Source organism: Streptosporangium sp. H13245, assembly GCF_055690525.1.
Map to the genome: position 1 here is coordinate 184,627 of NZ_JBSZKT010000006.1, position 23,866 is coordinate 208,492.

General features: G+C 70.0%; 23 protein-coding genes, 4 tRNA genes and 1 riboswitch. Of the genes, 18 read left to right on the plus strand and 9 right to left on the minus strand.

Going from position 1 to position 23,866, the window contains the following annotated elements:
- Window positions 1-88: 88 nt before the first annotated feature.
- Window positions 89-289, minus strand: a riboswitch (cobalamin riboswitch).
- A gap of 4 nt (window positions 290-293) precedes the next feature.
- The 3 genes from ACW9TB_RS13825 to ACW9TB_RS13835 form a co-directional block, all read right to left on the minus strand.
- The gene (locus ACW9TB_RS13825; protein WP_472748393.1) at window positions 294-1,313 is read right to left on the minus strand and encodes a Bug family tripartite tricarboxylate transporter substrate binding protein; all 1,020 of its coding nucleotides are present in this window, start codon (window positions 1,311-1,313) and stop codon (window positions 294-296) included.
- A gap of 113 nt (window positions 1,314-1,426) precedes the next feature.
- On the minus strand, window positions 1,427-3,247 hold the full coding sequence (gene glmS, locus ACW9TB_RS13830; RefSeq protein WP_472748394.1) for a glutamine--fructose-6-phosphate transaminase (isomerizing): 1,821 nt from the start codon (window positions 3,245-3,247) through the stop codon (window positions 1,427-1,429).
- Between the two features lie 43 nt (window positions 3,248-3,290).
- The gene (locus ACW9TB_RS13835) at window positions 3,291-3,566 is read right to left on the minus strand and encodes a hypothetical protein (protein WP_344743159.1); all 276 of its coding nucleotides are present in this window, start codon (window positions 3,564-3,566) and stop codon (window positions 3,291-3,293) included.
- Window positions 3,567-3,944: 378 nt separating this feature from the next.
- On the opposite strand from ACW9TB_RS13835, the gene ACW9TB_RS13840 reads away from it, so the two are divergent.
- The 10 genes from ACW9TB_RS13840 to ACW9TB_RS13885 all read left to right on the plus strand — a co-directional run bounded on the left by ACW9TB_RS13840 (window position 3,945) and on the right by ACW9TB_RS13885 (window position 9,809).
- Entirely contained in the window at window positions 3,945-6,212 is a 2,268-nt protein-coding gene (locus ACW9TB_RS13840) for an N-acetylmuramoyl-L-alanine amidase (RefSeq protein ID WP_472748395.1), read from the plus strand.
- 89 nt (window positions 6,213-6,301) lie between these two features.
- Window positions 6,302-6,373 (plus strand) — tRNA-Gly (locus ACW9TB_RS13845).
- A gap of 25 nt (window positions 6,374-6,398) precedes the next feature.
- Window positions 6,399-6,469: transfer RNA gene (locus ACW9TB_RS13850), tRNA-Cys, on the plus strand.
- Between the two features lie 74 nt (window positions 6,470-6,543).
- A tRNA-Gly gene (locus tag ACW9TB_RS13855) sits at window positions 6,544-6,615 on the plus strand.
- Window positions 6,616-6,628: 13 nt separating this feature from the next.
- A tRNA-Val gene (locus ACW9TB_RS13860) sits at window positions 6,629-6,703 on the plus strand.
- 257 nt (window positions 6,704-6,960) lie between these two features.
- Window positions 6,961-7,152 carry a hypothetical protein gene (locus ACW9TB_RS13865; RefSeq protein ID WP_386263656.1) on the plus strand — a complete coding sequence of 64 codons (192 nt, stop codon included), beginning with the start codon at window positions 6,961-6,963 and terminating at the stop codon, window positions 7,150-7,152.
- A gap of 5 nt (window positions 7,153-7,157) precedes the next feature.
- On the plus strand, window positions 7,158-7,685 hold the full coding sequence (locus tag ACW9TB_RS13870) for a DUF6879 family protein (protein ID WP_472748396.1): 528 nt from the start codon (window positions 7,158-7,160) through the stop codon (window positions 7,683-7,685).
- Window positions 7,678-8,514 carry a helix-turn-helix domain-containing protein gene (locus ACW9TB_RS13875; RefSeq protein WP_472748397.1) on the plus strand — a complete coding sequence of 279 codons (837 nt, stop codon included), beginning with the start codon at window positions 7,678-7,680 and terminating at the stop codon, window positions 8,512-8,514. The genes ACW9TB_RS13870 and ACW9TB_RS13875 overlap by 8 nt, the downstream gene beginning before the upstream one ends.
- A gap of 99 nt (window positions 8,515-8,613) precedes the next feature.
- Complete coding sequence (locus ACW9TB_RS13880; protein ID WP_472748398.1) at window positions 8,614-9,177, plus strand: hypothetical protein; 564 nt, start codon at window positions 8,614-8,616, stop codon at window positions 9,175-9,177.
- Window positions 9,174-9,809, plus strand: coding sequence for a hypothetical protein (locus tag ACW9TB_RS13885; RefSeq protein WP_472748399.1), 636 nt, complete (start codon window positions 9,174-9,176; stop codon window positions 9,807-9,809). Before ACW9TB_RS13880 ends, ACW9TB_RS13885 begins: the two co-directional genes overlap by 4 nt.
- Before the next feature lie 64 nt (window positions 9,810-9,873).
- On the opposite strand, the gene ACW9TB_RS13890 is transcribed toward ACW9TB_RS13885, so the two are convergent.
- Both ACW9TB_RS13890 and ACW9TB_RS13895 read right to left on the minus strand, forming a co-directional pair.
- Entirely contained in the window at window positions 9,874-10,077 is a 204-nt protein-coding gene (locus tag ACW9TB_RS13890) for a hypothetical protein (RefSeq protein WP_472748400.1), read from the minus strand.
- 180 nt (window positions 10,078-10,257) lie between these two features.
- On the minus strand, window positions 10,258-10,725 hold the full coding sequence (locus tag ACW9TB_RS13895) for a hypothetical protein (RefSeq protein WP_472748401.1): 468 nt from the start codon (window positions 10,723-10,725) through the stop codon (window positions 10,258-10,260).
- Between the two features lie 212 nt (window positions 10,726-10,937).
- Here ACW9TB_RS13895 and ACW9TB_RS13900 point away from each other — a divergent pair, with 212 nt between their 5' ends.
- Together ACW9TB_RS13900 and ACW9TB_RS13905 are read left to right on the plus strand one after the other, a co-directional pair.
- Entirely contained in the window at window positions 10,938-11,369 is a 432-nt protein-coding gene (locus ACW9TB_RS13900; RefSeq protein WP_472748402.1) for a PPOX class F420-dependent oxidoreductase, read from the plus strand.
- Between the two features lie 262 nt (window positions 11,370-11,631).
- A complete protein-coding gene (locus ACW9TB_RS13905; protein ID WP_472748403.1) occupies window positions 11,632-12,159 on the plus strand; it encodes an NUDIX domain-containing protein in 528 nt (175 codons plus the stop codon).
- 167 nt (window positions 12,160-12,326) lie between these two features.
- Here ACW9TB_RS13905 and ACW9TB_RS13910 read toward each other — a convergent pair whose 3' ends face one another.
- Window positions 12,327-13,043 (minus strand): hypothetical protein, encoded by a 717-nt coding sequence (locus tag ACW9TB_RS13910; protein WP_472748404.1) that lies wholly within the window; start codon window positions 13,041-13,043, stop codon window positions 12,327-12,329.
- 213 nt (window positions 13,044-13,256) lie between these two features.
- On the opposite strand from ACW9TB_RS13910, the gene ACW9TB_RS13915 reads away from it, so the two are divergent.
- The 5 genes from ACW9TB_RS13915 (at window position 13,257) to pcp (ending at window position 18,253) form a co-directional block, all read left to right on the plus strand.
- A complete protein-coding gene (locus ACW9TB_RS13915; protein ID WP_472748405.1) occupies window positions 13,257-14,144 on the plus strand; it encodes a hypothetical protein in 888 nt (295 codons plus the stop codon).
- 31 nt (window positions 14,145-14,175) lie between these two features.
- Window positions 14,176-15,192 carry a hypothetical protein gene (locus tag ACW9TB_RS13920; protein ID WP_472748406.1) on the plus strand — a complete coding sequence of 339 codons (1,017 nt, stop codon included), beginning with the start codon at window positions 14,176-14,178 and terminating at the stop codon, window positions 15,190-15,192.
- Between the two features lie 88 nt (window positions 15,193-15,280).
- Window positions 15,281-17,134 carry an endonuclease/exonuclease/phosphatase family protein gene (locus ACW9TB_RS13925; protein ID WP_472748407.1) on the plus strand — a complete coding sequence of 618 codons (1,854 nt, stop codon included), beginning with the start codon at window positions 15,281-15,283 and terminating at the stop codon, window positions 17,132-17,134.
- 28 nt (window positions 17,135-17,162) lie between these two features.
- The gene (locus ACW9TB_RS13930; protein ID WP_472748408.1) at window positions 17,163-17,630 is read left to right on the plus strand and encodes a thiol-disulfide oxidoreductase DCC family protein; all 468 of its coding nucleotides are present in this window, start codon (window positions 17,163-17,165) and stop codon (window positions 17,628-17,630) included.
- Window positions 17,627-18,253 carry a pyroglutamyl-peptidase I gene (pcp, locus tag ACW9TB_RS13935; RefSeq protein ID WP_472748409.1) on the plus strand — a complete coding sequence of 209 codons (627 nt, stop codon included), beginning with the start codon at window positions 17,627-17,629 and terminating at the stop codon, window positions 18,251-18,253. Before ACW9TB_RS13930 ends, pcp begins: the two co-directional genes overlap by 4 nt.
- Before the next feature lie 94 nt (window positions 18,254-18,347).
- Here pcp and ACW9TB_RS13940 read toward each other — a convergent pair whose 3' ends face one another.
- Window positions 18,348-19,394, minus strand: coding sequence for a hypothetical protein (locus tag ACW9TB_RS13940; RefSeq protein ID WP_472748410.1), 1,047 nt, complete (start codon window positions 19,392-19,394; stop codon window positions 18,348-18,350).
- Between the two features lie 89 nt (window positions 19,395-19,483).
- Window positions 19,484-20,917, minus strand: coding sequence for a glutamate-cysteine ligase family protein (locus ACW9TB_RS13945; RefSeq protein ID WP_472748411.1), 1,434 nt, complete (start codon window positions 20,915-20,917; stop codon window positions 19,484-19,486).
- Between the two features lie 519 nt (window positions 20,918-21,436).
- On the opposite strand from ACW9TB_RS13945, the gene ACW9TB_RS13950 reads away from it, so the two are divergent.
- Window positions 21,437-22,474 (plus strand): alcohol dehydrogenase catalytic domain-containing protein, encoded by a 1,038-nt coding sequence (locus ACW9TB_RS13950; protein WP_472748412.1) that lies wholly within the window; start codon window positions 21,437-21,439, stop codon window positions 22,472-22,474.
- Between the two features lie 98 nt (window positions 22,475-22,572).
- Here the strand turns inward: ACW9TB_RS13950 and ACW9TB_RS13955 are convergent, their stop codons facing one another.
- On the minus strand, window positions 22,573-23,628 hold the full coding sequence (locus ACW9TB_RS13955) for a class I SAM-dependent methyltransferase (RefSeq protein ID WP_472748413.1): 1,056 nt from the start codon (window positions 23,626-23,628) through the stop codon (window positions 22,573-22,575).
- Between the last annotated feature and the right edge of the window lie 238 nt (window positions 23,629-23,866).

Below are 23,866 nucleotides of genomic sequence, written 5' to 3' on the forward strand. Positions count from 1 at the left end.
CCGTACGGCTCCGCCGGATGGGCACGCGTCCGCGAGCGATCCCGGGCACGCCGGATCGCCTCGTTCCGCGGGCCCTCCCACGAGGCCCTGGACAATCACGTCACCGGCAGGTCTTCGGACTCACGGGCGCACTACACACGCCTACCGGCCGTCGCTTCCCAGGCATGGTTCGCCCAGTGCTCAATGACGGCTTTCGTTCCCGCTCACCGCTGCGGGGCAGTCCCGGAGTCTCACCGGGTTCCCTCTTGCCTCGCCCCTCGCGGGGCGAACCAGCAACGAGCAGGATCCTACATCTAGGGGCGCCTGACGCAACTACCCCAACAGGTTGTGGCGGAGGACTTCAACAGCCCGAGCTCGTGCAGCACACCGCGAGTACGGGCCGTCTCGGTGAAGAGCCACTGGCGGAACTCGTCGCCGCTGAGATAGACCCGGCTCCATCCGTGGGACGCGCACAGGGAACGCCAGCGCGGCGCGGCGTCGATCCTGTCACACAGGGCGATCGCGGCGTCCCGGTCCCCCGGGCTCATGTCCTTGGGGCCCAGCAGGCCGCACCAGTCGCTGTACTCCAGGCGGACGTCGACCTCCATGAGCGTCGGCGCGTCGATCCCGTCGATCCGGGTGCCGGAGGAGACCACCAGGGGCCGCAGACGGCCCGCGACGATCTCGGACCGCAGGGCGCGCGCCGATCCCAGCAGGGCCGCCACCCCTCCGGCCTGGAGCGCCTCGGCGGCGTCCTCGGGGGCGAGGTATCCGGCGTACTCCAGCAGCCGGGTGTCCACCCCGAGGCATTTGCCGATCATGCCGTAGAGCACGTGGTCGGAGCCGCCCTCCAACCGGCCGCCGACCGTCAGCCCCGCCGGGTTCCGGCGCAGCCGCGCGACGAACTCCTCGAAGGTGCGCAGGCTGGAGCCGGAGGGGACGACCAGGACCGCCCAGTCGCCGACCAGGCGGGCGAGGGGGGTGGAGGCGTTCACCACGGGGACGGTGTTGGCGATCTCCGCGGCGGCCACCATCGGCATCGCGGTGACGAGCAGCCTGCCCTCGCGGGCGAAGGGGCCCTGGAAGACGCCGAACGCGTCGCGCGGGGCGGATCCCAGGGCCCCCGTCCGCTCGACGGCCATAGCGGTACGCGCCAGCCCCGACTGGACCAGAACGGTCGCCAGCCTGCCCGCGATCCCGTCCCAGCCGTGGCCGTCGGCGCTCGGTTCGAGGACGGACAGGCGCTTCACCGCCGGATCGGCGCCGCCGGTCGCGTCGCACCCCGCGGCGACCACGGCCCCCGCCGCCAGTGCGAAAAACCCCCTACGGCGCATAAGCGCCCCTTCCCCCAAGAACCCCCCATACTTGAGGTTACTGCTTCATCACCTTCTGTGATGAAGTGGGGTATGCCGGAACTCCCGCCCGTACCCGGACATGAGCCAGGAAGTCACTCCACCGTGACGCTCTTGGCGAGGTTCCTGGGCTTGTCGACGTCCCGTCCCAGCGCCACGGCGGCATGGTAGGCGAAGAGCTGGAGCGGGATCGAGAGCAGGATCGGGTCCAGCTCGGTCTCGTTCCTGGGCACCACGACGCAGTCGTCGGCCAGCTTGGGATCGGCCGCGCGGTGGCCCACCATGAGCACCCGGCCGCCCCTGGCGCGGATCTCGCCCAGCGTGGTGAGGTTCTTGTCCAGCAGCTCGTCGTCGGGGACGATCGCCACCGTCGGCATGTCCGGGCCGATCAGCGCCAGCGGCCCGTGCTTGAGCTCGCTGGCCGGGTACGCCTCGGCGTGCACGTACGAGATCTCCTTGAGCTTCTGCGCACCCTCGCGGGCCACCGGGTAGCCCCTGACCCGGCCCACGAACATCATGCTCGGCGACTCGGCGTACTTACCGGCCAGCTCCTTGATCTGCGGCTCCAGCGCCAGGATCTCCTTGATCTGGTCCGGCAGCCTCCGCAGGCCGTCGCAGATCCTGCGGCCGTCGGCGGGAGACAGGTCACGCACCCGGCCCAGGTGCAGCGCGAGCAGCGCGAAGGCCACGGCGGTCGAGGTGAACGCCTTGGTGCTCGCCACCGACACCTCGGGACCCGCGTGCAGGTAGACGCCGCCGTCGCACTCGCGGGCGATCGCGCTGCCCACGGTGTTGACGATGCCGAGCACCCTGCCGCCCTTGCGCTTGAGCTCCTGGACGGCGGCGAGGGTGTCGTAGGTCTCCCCCGACTGGCTGATCGCCACGTAGAGGGTGTCGGCCTCCACCACCGGGCTGCGGTAGCGGAACTCGCTGGCCGGCTCCGCGTCGGCCGGGATGCGCGCCAGCTCCTCGATGAGCTGCGCGCCGATCTGGCCCGAGTAGTACGCGGAACCGCAGCCGATGATCTTCACCCGGCGGAACGAACGGGTCTCCCGCGCGTCCATGTTGAGACCGCCCAGGTGGGCGATGTGGAAGCGGTCGTCCAGCCGCCCGCGCAGCGTCCTGGCCACCGTGTCGGGCTGCTCGGAGATCTCCTTGAGCAGGTAGTGCTCGTAGCCGCCGGTGTCGTAGTGCCCGGCCTCCCAGTCGACGGTCAGCGTCTCCTTGGCCGTCTCCCGCGCGTCGCTGGCGAAGGTGTTGAACCCGTCGGCCCGCAGCACGGCGATCTCGCCGTCCTCCAGGTGAACCACCTGGCGCGTGTAGCGGACCAGCGCGGCGACGTCGGACGCGGCGAACATCTCCTTCTCGCCGATGCCCAGCACGATGGGACTGCCGTTGCGGGCCACGACCACCTCGCCGGGGCGCTCGGAGTCGATCACCGCGATCCCGTACGTGCCGACGACCCGCTTGAGCGCGGTCCTGACGGCCTCCTCCAGCGAGTCGGCCTCCTTGACCGTACGGGCGATCAGGTGTGACAGCACCTCGGTGTCGGTCTCCGACAGGAAGATCGCACCGTCGGCCTCCAGCTTGGCGCGCAGCTCGTCGGCGTTCTCGATGATGCCGTTGTGCACGATGGCGATGCGCTCGTCGGTGGACAGGTGCGGGTGGGCGTTGACGTCGCTGGGCGCGCCGTGGGTGGCCCAGCGGGTGTGGCCGATGCCCAGGCCACCCTTGAACCGCGCGGGCACGACCGCCGCCAGGTCGGCCACCCGGCCCTTGACCTTGCGCATCTTGAGGCCCTTGTTGGAGATCACCACACCGGCCGAGTCGTAGCCCCGGTACTCAAGACGCTGCAGGCCCTCCAGCAGGATGGGCGCCGCGTCCTTGGGCCCTACGTAGGCCACGATTCCGCACATGTAACCACTCCTTGTCCGTAAACGATCGAGGTGCCGTCGTCCGCTACCCGTAGACGATCCGGCGAAGCTGCCGCAGGGAGAGTTCGGGGGCCGCGACACGGCGTACCGCCAGCTCGGCGGCGACCCTGGGGAAGATCTCGTCGTTGACCAGCCCCCTGGCCTTGAGCTCCGCGTGGCGCCGCCGGACGAACTCGTCGACGGGCTCCGAGAAATAGGCCAGCACGTCCGCGACGACCCGTGCCGCCTCACCCGGCCCGAGCGCGCTCGTCCGGGTCAGGTGGGTGATCAGATCCTCGTGCGGATTCCGTGCCGTGGACACAGAGCAGGACCATACGCATCCGGGAGAGAACACACCAAGTTTCCTGCCCGATTTCGGGCAGAGAATCTCTTCAACATCTCAACCCCGTCGCAATGCGCGACAATCGGCAATCTCTGATAACTCTAGGTAGTTATCAGAGGGGGAGGAACCGCTATGCGCCGCCTGCCGAGGGTCACCGTCGTCACCGCTCTCGCCGTCCTGGCCTCGGTCGTCCCCGCGGAAGCGGCGCGCCCCGGGAACCATCCGGCACGGCTCCCGCACCTCTCCGGAACCACGAGACCACCCGGCACAGCGACAGCGGAGGCGGCGCGTCCCGGGAACCTCCCGACGCGGCTCCCACACCTCTCCGGAACCGCGAGACCACCCGGCACGACGACCATGACAGGGGAGGCGCGTCCCGGGAACCGTCCGGCTCCGCTCCCCCACCTCTCCGGGACCGCGACACCACCCGGCACGACGACAGCGACAGGGGCGCGGTCCGGCAGGCAGGCCGCCTTCACCGAGGCGGCACGGACGTACGGGGTGCCGGAGAGCGTGCTGCTCGCGGTCTCCTACCTGGAGTCCCGCTGGGAGGGCCACGACGGGCTGCCCAGCGTCTCCGCCGGGTACGGCCCGATGCACCTGGTCGACGGCCGCGCCGAGCCCGGCAGGCCCCACGGTGCCGGGGAGGACCCGCGCGGCGACGAGACCCGGCCCCGCGTGATCGCCCTTCCGCCCATGGCCTCGGACCCGCCGGAGGACACCCTGCGACGGGCCTCGGAGCTGACCGGCCTGCCCCCCGACCGGCTACGCGAGGACGCCTCCGCCAACATCATGGGCGGTGCCGCGCTGCTCGCCGACCACCGGCGCCGTACCGGCGGGGGCCCGCGCGACGACCCGGCGAGCTGGTACGACGCCGTGGCCCGCTACCCCGGCACCTGGGAGAAGGGCGCGGCGGGCAAGGAGGCCGCACTGTCCTTCGCCGACGAGGTCTACGCGACGATCAGGACCGGCGCCGCCCGGGTGACCGACGACGGCGAACGGGTAATCCTCCCCGCCACCCCGGACCTGTCCGGATCACTTAGACCGTCTGGACGACCAGGAGGACCCTCCGGGCCGTCCGCGTCATCCGACCAACCAAGATCCTCCGCACCCTCCGAGCCGTCAGGGCCGTCCGAACCCTCCGGGCCGTCCGAACCGTCCGGACCGCGAGCATCGTCCCCCTCGGAACGACGCGCCTCGCCCTCCAGGCCGTCTCCCGCGCCGCCCCCCTCGGCGGCACGGCACCGCCCCCTCGTCCCCGCCTCCCCGCGCACCGTACGTGCCACAGAGCCCACCACCGCGCCCACGACCGCACCCACCGTGAAGCCCGTCCCGACCCCGACCCCGGCGCCCACCTCCACCTCCACCCCCACACCCGCTCCCGTCAAGAAGATCCCCATGGCGCTCGCCAAGCGGCCCGCCCCCGCTCCCGCTCCCGTACCGGGGCCTGACTGCCCGAGGAGCGTCTCCTGCGAGTGGCTCCCGGCCGCCTACAAGCGGCTCCCGGGCGGCGGGTACGGCAACCACGACCGCTCGGACGGCCCCCGGAAGATCGACTACATCGTGATCCACGACGGGGAGACGAGCTACGACGCCATGACCCGCCTGGTCAAGAACCCCGAATACCTGAGCTGGCACTTCACCATCCGCTCCGCCGACGGCCACATCGCCCAGCACCTGCGGGCCAGGGACATCGGCTGGCACGCGGGAAACTGGTACGTCAACTCCCGCTCCATCGGCCTGGAGCACGAGGGCTACCTGGCCAGGGGCGGCGCCTGGTTCACCGAGGCGATGTACCTGGCGTCGGCCAGACTGGTCCGCCACCTCGCGGCCAAGTACGACATCCCCCTCGACCGCGCGCACATCCTGGGGCACGACAACGTGCCGGGCACCACCCCGGAGACCGTGGGCGGCATGCACGAGGACCCCGGCCCCTACTGGGACTGGGCCCACTACTTCGAGCTGCTCGGCAGGCCGCTGCGCGCCTCGGGCGGCGAGGACGCGCGCTCGGTGCTGATCAGGCCCGACTACGGCACCAACAGGCCGGGGTTCACCGGCTGTACCGGGGGGTGCCGCAACCTGGGCGCCGCCTCGGTCTGGCTGCGCACGCGCCCCTTCGTCACCGCGCCACTGGTCAGGGACGTCGGCAAGCACCCCACCGGCGACTCCACGTACAGCGTCTACGACCACGCCGCCCGCGCCTCCACCGGCCAGCGGTACGCGCTCGCCGAGCGCAGGGGCGACTGGACCGCGATCTGGTACCTCGGCCAGAAGGCGTGGTTCCACGACCCGGCCGCGGCCCCCACCTCCGTACACGCGTCCGGGCCCCTGGTGACGCCCAGGCCGGGCCGTTCCCCGATCAAGGTGTACGGCAGGGCCTACCCGAAGGCGCCCGCCTACCCGGGGGGCGTTCCCGTGCAGGACCTGATCCCGCTGCAGTACTCGATCCCCGCCGGGCAGGTGTACAGCTCCGGCCCGACGACACGGGCCTCGTACCTCAGGGCGTCCGCCTTCGACCCGTCCGACCACCGCGTCGTCACGGGCGACGTCCGCTACCGGCAGATCCAGTTCGGGCACCGGATCATGTTCGTCCGGGCCTCCGACGTCCAGCCGGTCACCAGGTGAAGATCTTCGGCGGCTCGGCTCGTTGCGCACATCCGCCCTGCGGAGGCGCTAGAGTTTTCCCGTGCCCCGGAGCCGTTTCCCGGGGTCACGCGGAAGTGGCTCAGTGGTAGAGCATCACCTTGCCAAGGTGAGGGTCGCGGGTTCGAATCCCGTCTTCCGCTCCGGCGGGTCCCCAGGGACCTGACCGGTGGAGTGGCCGAGAGGCGAGGCAACGGCCTGCAAAGCCGTCTACACGGGTTCAAATCCCGTCTCCACCTCAACGCACGACCATCGGACCCTCCGGGATCCGGTAAAGTAGTGCGAGCGCCGAGGGGAAACCCGAAGCGAATACGCGGAAGTGGCTCAGTGGTAGAGCATCACCTTGCCAAGGTGAGGGTCGCGGGTTCGAATCCCGTCTTCCGCTCTGATTAACCCGAGGACGATTAGCTCAGCGGGAGAGCGCTTCCCTGACACGGAAGAGGTCACAGGTTCAATCCCTGTATCGTCCACCACCGCCCATAGCACCTATGGGCTGACCAGATCAAACGGCCGCCAAAGTCCCAACTCAGGGGCCTTGGCGGCCTTCTGCTTTCTCTGGCTGGTTGCCGTTGATCGGCGTTGTTTCCCGTCTCGGTGCTGACGTTGTGCCGACCCGTGATGACGCCAACCGGCTTGCGCATTCTCCGAAAGGGCTTGACTGGCATTCACATCCGGCGGAACATCCGAACCAACCCGAGAAACGCTAGCAACTTCCGCTAAGGAGAAGAACATGCGGCTACGGTTCGTCGGTAGTACGTCCAACCAAGGCGGATGCCCCACAATCTACGAGACCGATCGCGGGACCTTGGTCATCCAGGGCAAGCAGGTAACCGACCCCGCGACGCTGGCAGAGGCCAGGGACATCCTTACCGGGGAGGCGTTCGTAGAGGTTCCCAAGGAGTTGTTCGAGTTCCTAGGGTGATCAGCATGGGTCTTGTATCCGGCGACGAGTTCGCGAGGTTGTTCTCCTCCTTCGACGTGTCCGCGTTCCGCCTGGAGACGCGAGAGCGCTACCACCTGGCCAAAGACGAGGAGGAGCCGCTACGGCGGTTTCTCGCCGGTGAACCCGACGACCTGGCGTGGATGGGCGAGTGGTTCGATCTCATGCGCAGCCATGCCGCACACGGACGAACGTTCCGACGCGTCCGCGTCGTGTCACGTCCGTTCTCCGACTACACCCGGTTCAGCATGGCGGTAGCCCGCCACAGCATCCCCGCTGGTGATCGGATTCATTACCTCGATCGAAGTGAGGCCGATCGACTGGGTCTTCCCCGGTCGGATTGGTGGCTGTTCGACGATGAACGTCTGGCACTGCTCCACCTGGACGCCGACGACGTTCTTCTGGGCGCGGAGATCATCACAGATTCGGCCATAGTCGAACAGCATCGCAAGTGGCGTGATCTCGCATGGGAGCATGCGATCTCCCTTGAGGAGTTCGTGGCCTCCGGTGCGTGATGTCAACCGCGCCCGTCAGCAGATGGGAGCACGGCTCAAAGAACTGCGACTGGACGCCAGACTGACCGGGCGGCAACTGGCCGCCCGGTACGGCTGGCAGGCATCCAAGGTCAGCAAGCTGGAGAACGGCCGTCAGACACCGTCAGAGGCGGACATCCAGGCATGGTGTGACGCCGTGGAGCGACCAGACGAAGCGCCGAACCTGATCTCCACCCTGCGAGCCATGGAAACCCTCTACGCCGAGTGGCGGCGACAGCTCAAACTCGGGACCAAGGCCCGCCAGCAGAGCTGGGCGGAGATGGAGGCAGAAACCTCCGACTTCCGCGTCTTCGAGTCGGTTCTCATCCCCGGCCTGCTCCAGACCGGCGAGTACGCCCGGTTGCGCCTGTCGCAAGTGATCGCCTTCCACGAGATTCCCAACGACCTCGAAGAGGGGGTCGCCACCCGGATGCGCCGTCAGGAGGTGCTGTACAACCCTGCCAAGACGTTCCATTTCGTGATCTTGGAGAGTACTCTCCGCCTCGGCATGGCACCCCCTGACGTGATGCTTGGGCAGCTTGACCGCTTGATGGCCATCACGATGATGCCCCGCCTTCGGCTGGGCATCGTGCCCATGCGCGCCCCGTTGCCCTTCGCTCCGCAACACGGGTTCTGGATCTTCGGTGATCGCGCGGTTCATGTGGAGACCGTCGCGGCAGAGCTGACGCTGACCCTCTCGGACGAGATCGAGCAGTACGCACGACTGTTCGACTGGTTCACCAGGGTGGCCTGCTACGGCCCCCACGCCCGGCGGATCATCACTCAGACGATGGAAGCTTTGTCGGCGTAGGTTCTTGGGATTTCCACCCCGTTCTTACCGGCCAATAGCTTGGGGCAATTGCGAGCAACTTCCTTGAATCATCGCTGATTGATTCCTACCGTCTGAGGCATGGCGACCGGACAGACAGCGACAGAGCCCCACACGGAGGGGCACCAGGACGACGAGACAGCAAACCCTGCCGGGCAAAAACCCCTCGAAGGGTTGAGTGACCTCGCACGGCTGGTTAGAGCACAAGGGGTACGTACGTCGATCATTCACCGTGTGGGGCTTCGCCTCTACGGTCATCGACCGGACCCGTTCCCACGAGAAGACCGCTTCGAGTTGATCGCCCACAGCCGTGATGGCTGGGAGGTAGCGACGGTGACCGTGGGAGACCGCTCCGGTTGCTTCATGGTCTCGCTTCCTACGGTTGCGGTTGGGTGCCAGCAGGTCAACGCCGGCCAGCCTCAGGCGGTGGTGGATCTGATCCTTGCCGCACTTCCGAAGGAAACGCTGGAGATACCGGAGTTCGACGTCACGGAGAACCCGGACAGTTCTCTCGAAGCACGTCGCAAGGGCAGTTCTGCGGACGCCCTGGCGGACGTGAACGCAGCGACGTTCCGAGACCTTGAGCTGGGGTGCCTGGCCGCGCGGGTGGCGTGGTCGCTCGCACCGGACAAGGGGACAGGATGACCAGCGATGCACCGACACAGCTTCGTATCCCCTACGTCATCGCCCATGCCGACGAAATCGCACCGCAGCCTCTGACGTTCGTGCGCCGCCCGCTGGGCGGGCTACGGCTCGCCTATGACGACGAACGCCGGGGCGACCGGGTCAACGGGGTTCTGCGGGTCCGCGTCCTGAACAATCAGCGGGGGGCGCCGCAGTGGCGCAAGCTCAACACCCTGCGCCAGTGGCGCTGCATGGTGGAACTGTTGTGCCAGGTCTGCGGGCAGGCCGCGACCGACCCCGACACCGGACGCATCCCGTGGATCATGACCGACAGCGCATTCCGCGAGATCCCCGCAGACCCTACCGGGGGCCTCACCAGTGCGCCCCCAACCTGCTGGGCCTGCATTCCCGAAGCGCTGGCCACCTGTCCCCAGCTTCGCCTCTCCTGGGCCGTCGGCACCGTCGCCCGCGCCGAACCCGCCGCCGTGCTGGCGGACATGTTCACGCCCGGCCCGCGCCGCAGAGCGCTCCACACGGGCGAACACAACGTCGAGATCAGCCTGAAGGACGAGGTGTCGATCCCCGGGGCGCTGGCCACCCAGTTGATCGTTCAGGTCTACGACCTTCAGCCCGCACCCCACCTGACGGGCTAAAAAATCCCTCGATAGGGCCAGTTTTCTCAGGACGGTTCCCCGATCGGCCGAGTCCTGCCAGAGGCTATTGTTCAGCCCCTACTACGGCGATCTTGAGGGCTTTGATGACTTTCTCGGCCAAAGCGAGGATGAAGGTTCGTCCGTCAGCCGTGAAGGCCAATACGGGACACACGACCGCTATGGGAAGAATGATCATCAGAAGAGGGATCATGCCGAAGGCAACAATCACAACGCGATGCAAACGAGCGAGCAAGAGCAACACAGACATACCTCACGCGATAGAGGAAAAGCATCTAGAGCAGCCGTGAAGGACGTGAGCCCCGGCTTGGCTAGTCACCGGCATCCCTCTCGCGTGAGCTGGGCAGGAGCCTATCCCACGAAGTGGGATGAAACGAGCTAAGTGCCAGAAGCCCCCGGTGTACACCGGGGGCTTCTGGCACTGGCGGGATTAGGCTGCCATGCCCCCGGAGGTCGGGGCCTGGAAGAAGACCAGAGGCACCGCAGAGACCACAGTCACCGGAGGGGTGGCTTGGGCCACGGTGGCGGTGTTCGGGGTTGCCTGGCTCAGTAGGGCACGCAGGGCGTCAACGCCCACCAGCATGGCCGGGGCAGGCTCTACGGTCACAGGGATCTCAACGGGCTTCGGTGTGGCGGCCGTGCCGTCGAGCATGGCGCGCAACGCTTCAACCCCACGGGGCAGGTCCGGGTTCACCGTGACCGGTGTGGCCTTGACGACGGCCGGGGGGACGGTGACGGTCTCGGCGTCGAACGCCTCCCACTCGTCTTCGGACAGGATCAGCGGGTACACGGTGACCGGAGAAGAAACCTCGCCTTCAGTGGTCTCCAAGTTCGTTTCTTCGTTCGCTGCGACCGTGAGGGAAGCCAGCAAGGCGGGGGTTTCTTCGGCGACGTTCATTTCTTCGCATCCTTCGTCGTCGATGTTCTCAACGATGTCGCCTTCGGCGATGCCCTCATTCTCAGCCGGGCGACCGTGCGACGGGCCACGGCGGTCCCTTCCCGGTGCGTTTGCCGGGTGACCTGGCCCTCGGCTCTCAGTGATGTCACGAACGGCTCCCGGCTTCACATCCCCAGGAATAACCGGCGTCCCGTCGCGACTTGGGCCTGGACATGACCGCCACACCATTCACCCCGCGCACTCTGCTCGCGGAAAGTCGGCTCGGTGTCCTCGCGACGATCAAGTCGGACGGCCGCCCCCAGCTCTCTCCCGTCATGCCCTTCTATGACCGGGAGGCCAATGTCCTCTACGTCTCGATGACCGAGGGACGTGCCAAGACGGCGAACCTGCGCCGGGACCCACGAGCCACGCTGGAGGTGACCAGCCCCGACGGCCTGGCGTGGGCCACCGCCGAGGGTACGGCGACCCTCACCGGGCCGGGGGCCGATCCTCACGGTCCCGAGGTCGAGGCGCTGGTGGACTACTACCGCGTCGCCGCCGGGGAGCACCCGGACTGGGAGGAGTACCGATCGGTGATGGTCTCCGACCGCAGGGTGCTCATGGTCATGACGGTCGACCACGTGTACGGCGAAAAGATCGGCTGACAGCGCCCGGAGGGGGCGTCGAACGTTCGAGTCCGCGGCGGCCGTACGGCGAACAGGCCGTACGGCCGCCGCGGGCACGATCACCGTGGTACGCGCTGGAACTGCCCGTCCCCGGCGAACCACCGGCCCGGCCACATCCTCGTCTCGAACACTCCCTGCACCGAGGGACCCGCGCGGTGCCGATGTCGGCACCGCCCCATGACGGCCGTCCGCCCTTGTAGCGTGGGGCCGAGATCAGGCGACCACACCGGGAGTACGCCGCATGCGCTGGCAGGTCCACTCCGAAGAACCTCTCTACACCGACCGGTGGCTCGATGTCCGGGTGGCGGATGTGGAGCTTCCCGACGGCAGGCACCTGGACTACCGGCTGATCCGTACCGCGCCGGGGGCCGGGGCCGTCGTCACCGACGACCGGCGGCGGGTGCTGCTGATCTGGCGGCATCGTTTCATCCCCGACTCGTGGGGCTGGGAGATCCCCATCGGCGGGATCGACGACGGTGAGGAGCCGGTGACGGCCGCCGCGCGGGAGTTCGAGGAGGAGACCGGGTGGCGGTCGGGGGCGTTACGCCCGCTGCTGCGTGTCCAGCCGTCCAACGGGCTCTCGGACTCGGTCCACCACATCTTCCGCGCCGACGGCGCCACCCACATCGGCCCGCCGACCGACACGTGGGAGGCCGAGCGCGTCGAGTGGGTCCCCCTCGCCGACGTCCGCGACCTGATCGGCAGGGGTGACGTCACCTGCGGCACCAGCATGGCCGCGCTGCTGTACGTCCTCACCGAGCCGCAGTAGAACGCGAAGCGGCCCGTGAGGGCGGGCCTGGTCAGCCTTCCGGTTCACGGGATCAGAAGCGACCTGCCCAAACCTGGTCGGCTTCCGGTTCACAAGACCCCGAGGCGAACCGCCCGGACCGGTCCCTTTCTCGCTTGTAAGACCCAAAGCGACCCGTCCGGGCCGGGTCAGCCGCCTACTCCTCTGTACTTGATCGGCGCTCCGTCGCCGGTGGTCGGCAGGTCGCCTCGGCGTACCGGGGGGTCTGAGGGCGGGGGCGTGCGGGGGCCCTTCCAGGTCACCTGCCACGCACCGGTCACGGCGGCCTTCAGCGCGGCCCGGTCGACGAGCCCGACGGGGCAGTTCAGCCAGATGAGGTGACCGCCCCGGAGCACCACGTACTCGTGCCGACCTCCTCCCGAGCGGTACCGGCCCATCTCGTCACGCTCGCAGCTCACCGGTGCCGTCCACGGTTCGGCGCCCATGATCCTCGTGCTCGCGAGCCGGGCGTCCTCGGACGTGCTGTGATGGGCTCTCAGGTCTACGCACCCACCCGGCGACCAGTAGGTGGCCCCGAACCCGTCGTCCCCGACCACACCGGCCGACAGGTCCGCCAGTTCGAATCCCGGCAGGTCCACCAGGTAGATGAGGTCCGGATCCACCCCCTGCGACAGCGACCGGTACAGCGAGTCCTGGCTGAGCGACGCCCTGGGGCCGTGGCCGGACGCGAGGAGGATGACGGCCGCGAGAAGGGCGAGACGGTGTTCCAGCTCGATCGTCCTCTTCCACGGCTCCACGCCCCGCCCGTCACGGTCCCCCGGCCGGAGCCCGGCCGTCTTCGCGTCTCCGTCACCCGTCCGGAGTCCCCGCCCGGCCTTGTCGCTCCACCGGACCCCGTTGTCCATCCCGCGCCTTCCCCTCGTCTCCCGCCACGGCCCCGCATCCCAAGCCGGCCGCCCCGGAGTGGGCCCGTTCCCACCTGGAGCGATCTCCGAACAATCATTACGATCATCTTTTTGGCACGCGATACTCGATGATAGGGAGCACCATGTAAGGACGCATGACCTGAAACATGGTTAATAGCTATGCTCTTGAAACACCGCAAAGGGGGCGAGCCTGTGCAGCGCGTGGTGGTCGATCCTGAGGTGCCCAGGGATGTCGCCGACCTCTTCCGCCGGAACGGCCCCCTGCTCTATCGCCTCCGCACCGGACGCCCGCCCAGGGACGCGAACGACTCCCGGATCCCGGGAGTGCTCGTGGGGATCTTCGGCGGGACGTTGGCCCTCGCGGCGGGCGGCATGGTCGTCGTCGGCGCTCCGCTCCCCGTGGGGATCTTGGCGCTCGCCACGCTGACCTGCATATACCTCTTCATCCTTGGGGTGATCTACCTCGCCAGGAAGCCCTCCCCCGCCGACTCCGTCGAGCGGCTCCTGTACGCGCACGCTCGGAACTGGCAGGGGCGCTTCCTGATCCTGGAGGACTTCGACCACGACGCCAGGCATCTGCTCGGCCGGGTCCAGCGGGCGATCGACTTCATCGTGCACTCGCGGGTCAACGCGATGGGCATGCTCGACAGCGTGCGCAACTCGGTGATGCTCCCCGCCGAGGAGTGGGAGATCGCCCGGCTGCTGACCAAGCTCTCCGCGCTGCGGGCCAAGCACCGCAACCTCGCCAGAGGTGGCAGGAGTCCCGAGGTGGTCGCGGCCATGGCGCCGCTGGAGCGGGCGCTGGCCGCCAGCGAGGCCGCCGTACTCGCCCGGGTCGAGGCCCTGGAACGCTACGCGGGCCACGTGGCCGACGCCGAACGGGCGCTGCGCTCCCAGGGGCAGATCGAGGCCCTGCGGGCGCACCTGCCCGAGTACGAGCAGCTCGTCGCCGAGACGGGCGCGGCCAGGTTCTCCGGCCCGGAGATCGGATATCTCAGCGACGACGCCGACATGCTCCGGCGGGCGCTCCGCGAGAGCGTACGCTCGGCGCACGAGGCGTTCCGCCATCTCGACGGCTGATGTGAATGTGATCGAACGGAGGGGCGAGCCTGTGCGGCGAGTGGTGGTCGATCCTGAAGTTCCCCCCCGGACCGCCGACCTGTTCCGCCGGCACGCGTCGATGTTGTCGCGCATCCGCGCCGGGTGGAGTCCCGAGCCCCCGCCGCCCAACTCGCGCCTGCCCGGACGCTTCCTGAACATCGGCGGAGGGGTGGCGGCGCTCTTCCTGGTGTGCCTGATGTTCCTCGCCGACGTCGGGCAGCTGCTGTTCTTCATGCTCGCGCTGCTCGTCTTCGTGGTCTTCGTCGGCCTGCTGGCCGCCCGCGAGCCCGCGGAGCCGGAGACGATCGAGCACGAGCTCTACCGCGAGGCCCGCTGGTACGAGGGCCGTTACCTGCTGCCCGCCGAGGACTTCGACTACAAGGCCGGGCAGCTGCTCGAACGGACCCAGCAGGCGATCGACTACATCCTGCGCTCGCGGGTCAACGCGATGGGCATGCTCGACAGCGTGCGCAACTCGGTGATGCTCCCCGCGCAGGAGTGGGAGATCGCCCGGCTGCTCACCAAGCTCTCCGCGCTGCGGAACGATCACCACGAGTTCGTGTACGGCGGCAGCACGCCGGAGGTGGCCGCCGCCATGGCGCCGCTGGAGCGGGCGCTGGCCGCCAGCGAGGCCGCCGTGCTCGCACGGGTCGAGGCTCTGGAACGCTACGCGGGCCACGTGGCCGACGCCGAACGGGCGCTGCGTGCCCACGACCAGATCGAGTCGCTTCGCGCGCGGCTTCCCCGCTACGAGGAGCTGCTGGCGGAGTCCGGTGCCGACGCCTTCGCCGTACCGGAGATAGGGAGGCTGGCCGAGGACGCCGGTCACCTGGAGCAGGCGCTGCGCGACAGTGTCCGCTCGGCGCACGAGGCGTTCCGCCACCTCGACGGCCCTCCCGCCCCGCCTCCCGGTGGCGCCCCCGGCCCCCCGCCCACCGCGACCGGAGACGGCTCCCCCGCGCCCACCGATCCTTTCGGCTTCCCCCCTTTCCCCGGAGGCCCGGCCGGGGAACCTCCGGCCCGCTGAGCCACCTCGGCAGGGCCCCGGGCAGGTCTCGCCCTTGTCATGAGTCCCGAAGAAGGCGAGGATAGCTCGCGTTCTTTGGAGGTAGAGCATGCGGATCCGCCTGGACGTGACCCTCGGCGTGGTCGTGCTCGTCGACGTGCTCCGGGTCTTCCTGCCGTCGCTGATCACTCTCTTCGGCCGGGCGGGAAGCACTCCCGCGGAGATGATGGGCCTGTACGCCGTCTCCTGGTTCGTCCTGGCCTTCCTGACCGTCCCGCTGGCCAGGTCCGTCCGGCCGCCGCTGATCGCCCTCGGCGCCGCGGGCCTGCTGCTCCTGGCCCGGCTCGTGCTCCAGCTGACCGGCGGCGGGGACCCGCAGCTGTACGTGGCCAGCCTGGGCCTGCTGGCCGGGCTGGTCTGGCTGGTGGCGACCGCGATGGGCAGCCGGGACGCCCGGCCCGTGATGGGCGGGGTGATCACCGGTCTGGCCGCCTCCACGGTGGTCCACGCGGCGCTGGACGGCATCGACCTGATGTGGCGGCCTGGAGCGGTCCCGTGGGCGCTGCTGCTGGTCGAGCTCCTGCTCTTCTGCGCGTTCACGGTCCGGGCAGAACCTCCGGACGAGGAGTATTCCGGGGCTCCCCGGGCCTGGCTGGCGATCGGCCCCGCCCTGCTGCTCTGGGGCCTCTACACCGGCAACACCGCGCACGCCCAGGCGGCGACCGACTCCGCGCAGCAGGCCGCCGCCGTGATCGTGGCGGCGTTCGCGGTGGTGTCGGCGGCGCCCGCCGCGCTGCCCGTGCTGCGCCGCCCGCTCCCGCCCGCGATCGCCCTGGTGGCCTCGGCGGTGGCGTTCACACTGGGCAGGGCCACCGTGGACGGCGTCCACGGCGTGGCGCCCGGCTGGACGATCGTCGCGCAGATCGTCGGCCAGGTCGCGCTGGGAGCCTGCCTGGCGCACGCCGCGACGACCTTCGGCCGGGACCGGACGGCCCGGCGGGGCCTGGCGGCGGCCGGGGGGATGCTGCTGTTCGTCGTGTTCGTCTTCGGCTACTACGCCGCCTACGATCTCTACCTGTCCAACGGGTGGGTGCCGGTCTGCGCGGCGCTCGTCGTCGCGTTCCTGGGCGTGGCGGGCAGCACCGGCCTGCCGCGCCGCTCCTACGACCGGCGGTTCGCCGCGACCGCCGCGGCCTCGGTCGCGCTGGTGGCGGCCGTTCCCCTCTGGCAGGGCACCCCGCCCCGCTGGGAGGGTCCCGGCGACGGGCTGCGGATCGCGGCGTACAACATCAGGATGGGGTACGGCGAGTCCGGCAGGCTCTCACTGGAGCGGCAGGCCGACGCGCTCAGGGAGCTGAGGCCGCACGTGGTGGTGCTGAGCGAGGCGGACAGGGGCTGGCTGCTCAACGGCGGCCACGACGGGGTACGGCTGATCGCCGAGCGGCTGGGCATGCACTACATCTGGGCCCCGGCGACCGACGAGGTGTGGGGCGACGCCCTGCTCACCACGCTGCCGATCACCTCGATAAGGAACCACGTGCTGGTCCAGGGCGGCCCGACCGGCGCGCAGGCGCTGGAGGTCGGGCTGCGCTGGCAGGGCCGGGACGTCACCGTGATCGGCACCCACCTGCAGCCCCCGCCGGGCTGGCGCGAGCTCGACCAGGTCGAACAGCTCGGGGAGATCGTCAGGAACGCCGCGCGGAGCGACGCCCCGGTGATCGTGGCCGGTGACCTCAACCTCCAGCCCGGTGACCCGGCCTGGCGGGTGCTGACCGGAGCGGGCCTGACCGACCCCTTCGCCCCGGTCAGGCCGTTCAACACCATCCCGTCCTCGGCGGGCCCGGCCGAGCAGATCGACCATGTGCTCGTCACCCCGGGGTTCACCGGAAAAGACCAGGCCAACCCCGATGTCCCGTACTCCGACCACCGCCCGGTCGCGGTCACCCTGGTCGCCGGGCCTTGATCGGGTCCCGCTGGGTAGTGTCAGATGCATGACGGGACAGCCTGTACTGGTCTTCGACGGCGACTGCGGTTTCTGCACGACGAGCGTCCGGTTCGCCGAGCGCCGCGTCGGGGTGCGCGCCCGGGTCGTCCCCTGGCAGTTCACGGATCTCCGGGCGCTGGGCGTCACCCGCGAGCGGGCCGAGCGCGAGGTGCTCTGGGTCGAGAACGACCGGGTGTACGGCGGGGCGCAGGCGGTGGCCCGGCTGCTGATCGCCGCCGGTCCTCCGTGGAGCCCCCTGGGGTTCGTGCTGCGGGTCCCGCCGTTCCGGTGGGTGGCCCGGGGGGTCTACCGGCTCGTCGCCGTCAATCGTCACCGCCTGCCGGGCGGCACCCCCGCCTGCGCCCTGCCCCAGGGTTCCAGACCGGCGGGTTCCACGCCCACGGGGTCCGTGAGTTCCGCGCCCGCGACTTCGGGGTCCGCAGATTCGGACCTTGCGAACTCGGAGCGCCGATGAAGGGCGTCCTGCTCGCCGGGCTGGAGCCGCTCGACGGTGACGGCGACCCGGCGTGGGAGGCGATCAGGCTCGTGCCCGGGATACGGACCGTGCTGCTCCCCTGCGCGTTCGGCGGGTCGCTGGAGCACCTGCGCGAGGCGGTGGCGGAGCACGATCCGGCGGTCGTCGTGTGCGTCGGGCAGGCCGGGGGGCGGCCGGACGTGACGGTGGAGCGGGTGGCCGTCAACCTCGACGACGCCCGTATTCCCGACAGTGCCGGGTTCCGGCCGATCGACGAGCCGGTGGTGCGCGGCGGCCCCGCCGCCTACTTCTCCACCCTGCCGGTGAAGGCGTGCGTGGCGGCGGCACGAGCCGTCGGGGTCCCGGCGAGCGTCTCGCAGAGCGCCGGTACGTTCCTGTGCAACCACCTCTTCTACGGCCTCATGCACATGATCGCCACCGAGCGTCCGGCGATCCGCGGGGGGTTCGTGCACGTGCCGTTCAGCCCAGAACAGGTCCTGGACGAGGCCAGGCCCTCCATGCCCGTCACGGTGGTCGCCCAGGCGCTCACCGCGATCGTGACCACCGCCGTCTCCGTCTCCCTGGGCGGCGACCTCCGCCTGGTCGGCGGCTCCCTCCACTGAGGCCGCCGACGGCCCCGGCACGGCCGGTTTCCTCGGTGAGGCACGCCTTCCCTCAGATTTCCTCAGAGGAGGACGCCTCAGAGAAGGACGCTCCTCAGAGGGGTACGCCGTACACCGTGCGACGGCCCGCGAACTCGCTCACGCTCCACAGGGTCTTCCTGTCGCGGACGCAGGTCAGGTCCTCCGGGCCCACCGGGTAGGGCCGCTTGCGTACCGTGTCCCCGACCACGATCAGGGTGCCGTTCCTGGTGGAGCCCGCGGTCTGGCTGAGATACCAGGTGCCCTCGTGGGAGAGCGCGCCCTGGATCTTGTCCGCCGGTAGCGCGTAGGCGTCCACGGCCTTGACGACACCCCCGGCGGGGGCGTTCAGGGTCCCTCCCTCGGTCAGCGGCCAGCGGGCCACCCGTCCGACCGTACCGGCGGTGTCGACGTACTCGCCGGAGACCAGGGTGTCGGGGGTGGTGCTGCGGTCGACGGCGGCGAAGGAGAAGCGGACGGTGCCGCTGGTGGTGGTCCAGGCGTCGGTCTGCGGCATCACGTACCGGTAGCCGAACGCGTCGTACGTGCCGCCCTTCCTGCCGATGGTCTCGGTGCCGTCCCCGTCGACCTCGAAGATCTGCCGGGTGTCGAAGACCCGCAGGCCCCGCGTGGTGTCGGCGACGTACAGCAGGTTGCCGTACCAGGCGACGCCGCCGGCGTGGATATTGATCGGCGCGATGTTCCCGTCGGCCCCGGCCCGTACGAGCAGGACGTGCCGGTAGCGGAGCGTCGCGGTGTTCAGGAAGCTCAGGCGCACGCCCCGCTCGGCCCCCGACGCCGGGGTGTGGTACCAGCTCACCACGAAGGTGCTCCCGGCGATCCCGGCGTCGGAGGCGCAGGTCAGGCCCTGGGGGTACCACTCCTTGGTGGCGTTGTCCCCGGCGTCGAAGGTGTACCAGTCAACCGGTTTCGGCTTCATCGTGGCGAACGCCCCGGCACCGGCCGAACCCTTCCTGACCGTGACGCGGTTGGCCTGGGCCAGGACGGTGCCGAGGGATACCCGCTTGAGCTCCTTTTCCAGGATCTTGATTCCGGCCGTGAGGCCACCGCCGTCGCGCTTCAGCCCGAACGGCTCCGCCGATACGGCCTTCATCTGACTCATGAGGGGTCTCTCCCTGTCCGGTTCCACCAGGATCGGCGGATCAAGATACGGAGTTCATGAGTATGCCGTTACTCAAATCCCTTTTGTAGTTAAAAAGGCCAGGTGTGCACGGGCTCCCCGGCCAGCGACAGCTCCCGGTACCGGCTCACCACGCGCGCCGCCGCGGCCTGGTCGCCGCCCTCGCGGGCCAGCGCCTCCCGCTGCCAGATCGCGCCGGTACGGCGGCGGACGACGCGTTCCCGCACGATGTCCAGCGCCCACCGGGTCTCGTCCGGGTCCACGCCCATCCTGTCGAGCCCGGCCTCGGCGACCGGCAGCAGGTCCAGGGCGAGCCGCTCCGCCGGGATCTCCTCGTCCAGGCCCGGCCAGCTCAGCGGCGCGTCCAGGCCGTGGATCGCGGCGCGGTAGAAGTTGCGGTAGGCCCCGGCGAAGGGGAAGTCCTCCACCGGCTCGACGGCGAGGGCCGCGGTCAGCCCGAGCAGGAACGCGGTGTTGGCCGCCATGTCGGGCGCGCTCGGCCCGGCGGGCAGGGCGCGCATCTCCACCCGCAGGTGGCCGCCGTCACCGGGGTCGTAGACCGGCCGGTTCCACTGCCACACGGTGCCCTGGTGGAGCCGTAGCTCGGCCAGCCCGGGGGCGCCGCCGGTCTCCTCCTCCGGCGCCGAGGTCATCGGCAGCACCGGCTCGTAGTCGCGGACGCACGTCTCGAACATCTCCTCGATGCTCCGCACCCAGCCGGAGCCGAACCCCACCCGCCGGTCCCTGCGGTCGAGCCGCTCCACGTCCCGGTCGTCGGCGGCCTCCTCGAACAGCGCGATCCTCGTCTCCTCCCACAGCCTCCTGCCCAGGAAGGCGGGCGAGTTCCCGCTGACCGCGAGGACCGGGCCGATGGCCAGCTGGGCGGCGTTGTAGACGCGGGCGAACTCCTCGGGGGCGGTGCGGAGATGGACCTGCCAGGAGGTGTTGGCGCTCTCCAGGATCACCCCCTCGACCTCAAGTTCCAGCAGCTCGACGCCCTCGACGCGCACCCGGAACGGCTCCGTGCGCAGCCGTCGCATGCCCCTGGCCAGCGCCCGGTAGCGGCCCTCGCCGCTCAGCGCCTCGTGGGTGAAGTCGAACTCGCTCAGCGACGGCAGGATCCCTATCGCCACGGCCTGGCCGCCCTGCGTGGCCGCCGCCGCGTCCACCACGGCCATGATCTCCCGCATCTCGCGCACCAGGGCGGTGAACGGCCGCCCGGCGATCGGCAGCGGGGTCAGGTTGGCCTCCAGGTTGAACCTGCCCAGCTCCAGGGTGAGCCGGTCGTCGTCCGCGGCGGCCTGCACCTCGTGGTTACGGGGAAGCGGCCGCCCTTCGGGCGTTATGAGGAACATCTCCAGCTCGGCCCCGATGGTCGCGGGACCGGCACCGAAGCCCGGCCTGGCGATCACCTCGCGGAGGGTGTCGAGCTGCTCCGCCAGTTTTCCCCTGAAACGGAGGAACTCCGCCTCGGAATAGCGGTCCTTGTCGACTTTCTGCCCCATCGCACCGTCCGATCCGTTGACCCTTGTGCCCCTCCCTCTCTCCCAGAGTGCGCGTTCTAATCAGGACGGCCACCACCGGGGGCGCGTACGGCGTATCAGGGGTCCCGCGGCTCCCCGGACGGGCCGGGGAACGCCCGGCTGGGCGGGGCTCCGGTGCGGCGGTCATCCGGACCGGCTTGGCTGATCTACCCGATCGGCTCGGCGGCCCGACCGGCTGATCCGCCCGACCGATTCGGCGGCCCGACCGGCTGATCCGCCCGACCGGTTCGGCCACCGGACCGGCCTCGCCGATCGGCCGGACCAACCTGGCGGCCCGACCGGCTGACCGGTTGGATCCACCGGTCCGCCGGGCCGCTTCCCGGTTCGGCGACACGACCGGCTGAACGCGGCCGGATCCAGCGGTCTGCTGGATCCACCGGCCTGCCGGGCCGGATCGCCGACCGAATAGGCTCACCGGCCAGACGGGCTTACCGGCGGAGAGAGCCGTGAGCCGGAGACCGAGGCAGAGGAGTGTGGCGGGTGCGAGCGGTGGTTTTCGACGCCTTCGGGGCCGATCCAGAGGTCCGGGAGGTACCCGCCCCCGAGCCTCCGCCCGGCGGAGCGGTGATCCGCGTGGAGGCCACCGGGCTCTGCCGGAGCGACTGGCACGGCTGGCGGGGCCACGACCCCGACATCCGGGTCTTCCCCCACGTGCCGGGGCACGAGTTCGCCGGGGTCGTCGAGGCGGTGGGCACGGGCGTCGCCTCGTGGCGGCCCGGCGACCGCGTGACCGTCCCGTTCGTCTGCGCCTGCGGCTCCTGCCCGGCCTGCCTCTCCGGCGACCAGCAGGTCTGCGAGCGCCAGACCCAGCCGGGGTTCACCCGCTGGGGTTCCTTCGCCGAGTACGTGGCCGTCGACCACGCGGACGTGAACCTCGTACGGCTCCCCGGGGAGATGGCCTTCACCACCGCCGCGAGCCTGGGCTGCCGCTTCGCCACCTCGTACCGCGCCGTGACCGTCGTGGGGCGGGTGCGGCCGGACGAGTGGGTAGCCGTGCACGGCTGTGGCGGCGTGGGCCTGTCCGCCGTCATGATCGCCGCCGCGGCCGGGGCCCGGGTGATCGCCGTGGACGTCTCCGCGGGCGCCCTGGAGCTGGCCCGGCGCTTCGGCGCCGTCGCCTGCGTCGGAGCCGAGCCGTCCGGGGCGGATGTCCCCGCGCGTATTAGGGAGCTGACCTCGGGCGGCGCCCACGTCTCCATCGACGCGCTCGGTAGTCCAGAGACGTGCGTGGCCTCGATCGAGAGCCTGCGCCGCCGGGGACGCCACGTCCAGATCGGCCTGCTGCCCGGCCTCACCCCGCTCCCGATGGGCCGGGTGATCGGCTACGAGCTCGAACTCCTCGGTAGCCACGGCATGGCCGCCCACGCCTATCCGGCGATGCTGGAGGCCGTCGCCGACGGCACCCTGAGCCCGGACGCCCTGGTCACCCGTTCCATCGGCCTGGAGGAGGCGGGAGCCGCGCTCGCCTCGATCGGCTCCGTTCCCGGGGTCACGATGATCCTGCCGCCCCAGCGCTGAGGGGTTCACCGGGCACGCACGCGTCCAAAAAACGCGGTCCCCGTCTCCGGCGAATCAGAGCAGGCGGTGGACCCGGAGGTTCGCGCCCCACCAGCCGATCAGGACAGGCGACGGACCCGGAGGTTCGCGCCCCATCTGTCGATGGCCTCGTCGTCCGCGAAGGCCAGGGCCCTGAGCATGTTCCCCCCGTCGCTGATCTCGATGGTGCGGCGCAGGCGCCGGCTCAGCTGCTCCGGCAGCCTGGTGGTGCTCGCCTCGACGGCGTCGCCGTAGCACGGGGCGAAGGCCACCCCGGCGAATCCGGTACGGCGCAGCAGGGCGAGCACGGTCTCGGCCGAGTAGAACATCAGGTGGTTCCTGGTGAAGCCGTTCCAGCCGTTGCCGTACGCCTTGAGCTGCAGGGAGGCGGCGTTCACGGTGAGCAGGAGCAGTACCCCGCCGGGGGCGAGCAGGGCGCGCAGGCGCCTGAAGTCGTCGATCGGGCGGGGCAGGCGGGCCAGGACCGACCACAGGGTGATGACGTCGAAGCCCCCGGCGGCGACCTCCGGGACGTCCTCCGGGGCCCCGAGATAGGCGCGCGTGCCGGTGGCGGCGGCCACGCGGCCGGGAGAGAGGTCGACCCCGACCGCGTCGAAGCCGCGCCGCTCGGCGAGCCGAAGGAAGAGCCCGGTGCCGCAGCCGAAGTCGAGCAGCCTGCGCCCGTGCCCGGAGGAGAAGACGGGGCCGAAGGCGTCCATGGTCAGCCGGTGGCGCCGGTTGGCCGCGTGCCTTCCGGCCGGGACGCCGCCGTGGCCGGTGGCGTACAGGTCGCCCAGCCGGTCGGGCCGGATGTTGGGGTTGCGGTAGAGGAAGCCGCACGCCGGGCAGCGCACCACCCGGTAGCTCCATCCCGGTTCGTCCCCGGCCGGGTGGAACATCGGCTGCTGGCGCGTCTCCCCGCACAACTGACAGGTGACGAACTCCTCGATCTCCTCCAGGAGTGTCCGCTCCCGGTAGTCCTGGAGCCTCATGACGGGGGCACGGCGAATTCTCAGGCGCCACTGGATCTCGCGGGCGAGCCTTTCCCCGGGACGCACGTAAACCCGCTGCCCCCGGGGGACCCGGTCGTAGCGGGAGCCGTACACGACCCGCGAGAGCGTTCGTCTGGCGGACACCGCGGCCATCCCTTCACCAGGATCTTCTTGAAAAGGAGGGTTACCGTCAAAAGTGGCACGACACCATCAACGACTCGGCCGTCCTTTCCTATCGGCGCCTTCAGATATTTCAAGAGACCGGATAAACAATCGCTTTCCCTGGGGGGCAGGGCACCACAAGAGCCATCATCTTTCCCAGAACGTACATAACACTTTAAATAGCCTTATTTACGGATAAACGGGTGATAGCGTTGTTGGC

Excerpts from the sequence above, each read along its gene's own strand:
- ACW9TB_RS13825 (WP_472748393.1), bottom strand. The coding sequence starts at position 1,313 with ATGCGCCGTAGGGGGTTTTTCGCACTGGCGGCGGGGGCCGTGGTCGCC.
- glmS (WP_472748394.1), bottom strand. The coding sequence starts at position 3,247 with ATGTGCGGAATCGTGGCCTACGTAGGGCCCAAGGACGCGGCGCCCATC.
- ACW9TB_RS13840 (WP_472748395.1), top strand. The coding sequence starts at position 3,945 with ATGACAGGGGAGGCGCGTCCCGGGAACCGTCCGGCTCCGCTCCCCCAC.
- ACW9TB_RS13865 (WP_386263656.1), top strand. The coding sequence starts at position 6,961 with ATGCGGCTACGGTTCGTCGGTAGTACGTCCAACCAAGGCGGATGCCCC.
- ACW9TB_RS13870 (WP_472748396.1), top strand. The coding sequence starts at position 7,158 with ATGGGTCTTGTATCCGGCGACGAGTTCGCGAGGTTGTTCTCCTCCTTC.
- ACW9TB_RS13880 (WP_472748398.1), top strand. The coding sequence starts at position 8,614 with ATGGCGACCGGACAGACAGCGACAGAGCCCCACACGGAGGGGCACCAG.
- ACW9TB_RS13885 (WP_472748399.1), top strand. The coding sequence starts at position 9,174 with ATGACCAGCGATGCACCGACACAGCTTCGTATCCCCTACGTCATCGCC.
- ACW9TB_RS13890 (WP_472748400.1), bottom strand. The coding sequence starts at position 10,077 with ATGTCTGTGTTGCTCTTGCTCGCTCGTTTGCATCGCGTTGTGATTGTT.
- ACW9TB_RS13895 (WP_472748401.1), bottom strand. The coding sequence starts at position 10,725 with ATGAACGTCGCCGAAGAAACCCCCGCCTTGCTGGCTTCCCTCACGGTC.
- ACW9TB_RS13900 (WP_472748402.1), top strand. The coding sequence starts at position 10,938 with ATGACCGCCACACCATTCACCCCGCGCACTCTGCTCGCGGAAAGTCGG.
- ACW9TB_RS13905 (WP_472748403.1), top strand. The coding sequence starts at position 11,632 with ATGCGCTGGCAGGTCCACTCCGAAGAACCTCTCTACACCGACCGGTGG.
- ACW9TB_RS13910 (WP_472748404.1), bottom strand. The coding sequence starts at position 13,043 with ATGGACAACGGGGTCCGGTGGAGCGACAAGGCCGGGCGGGGACTCCGG.
- ACW9TB_RS13925 (WP_472748407.1), top strand. The coding sequence starts at position 15,281 with ATGCGGATCCGCCTGGACGTGACCCTCGGCGTGGTCGTGCTCGTCGAC.
- ACW9TB_RS13930 (WP_472748408.1), top strand. The coding sequence starts at position 17,163 with ATGACGGGACAGCCTGTACTGGTCTTCGACGGCGACTGCGGTTTCTGC.
- pcp (WP_472748409.1), top strand. The coding sequence starts at position 17,627 with ATGAAGGGCGTCCTGCTCGCCGGGCTGGAGCCGCTCGACGGTGACGGC.
- ACW9TB_RS13940 (WP_472748410.1), bottom strand. The coding sequence starts at position 19,394 with ATGAGTCAGATGAAGGCCGTATCGGCGGAGCCGTTCGGGCTGAAGCGC.
- ACW9TB_RS13945 (WP_472748411.1), bottom strand. The coding sequence starts at position 20,917 with ATGGGGCAGAAAGTCGACAAGGACCGCTATTCCGAGGCGGAGTTCCTC.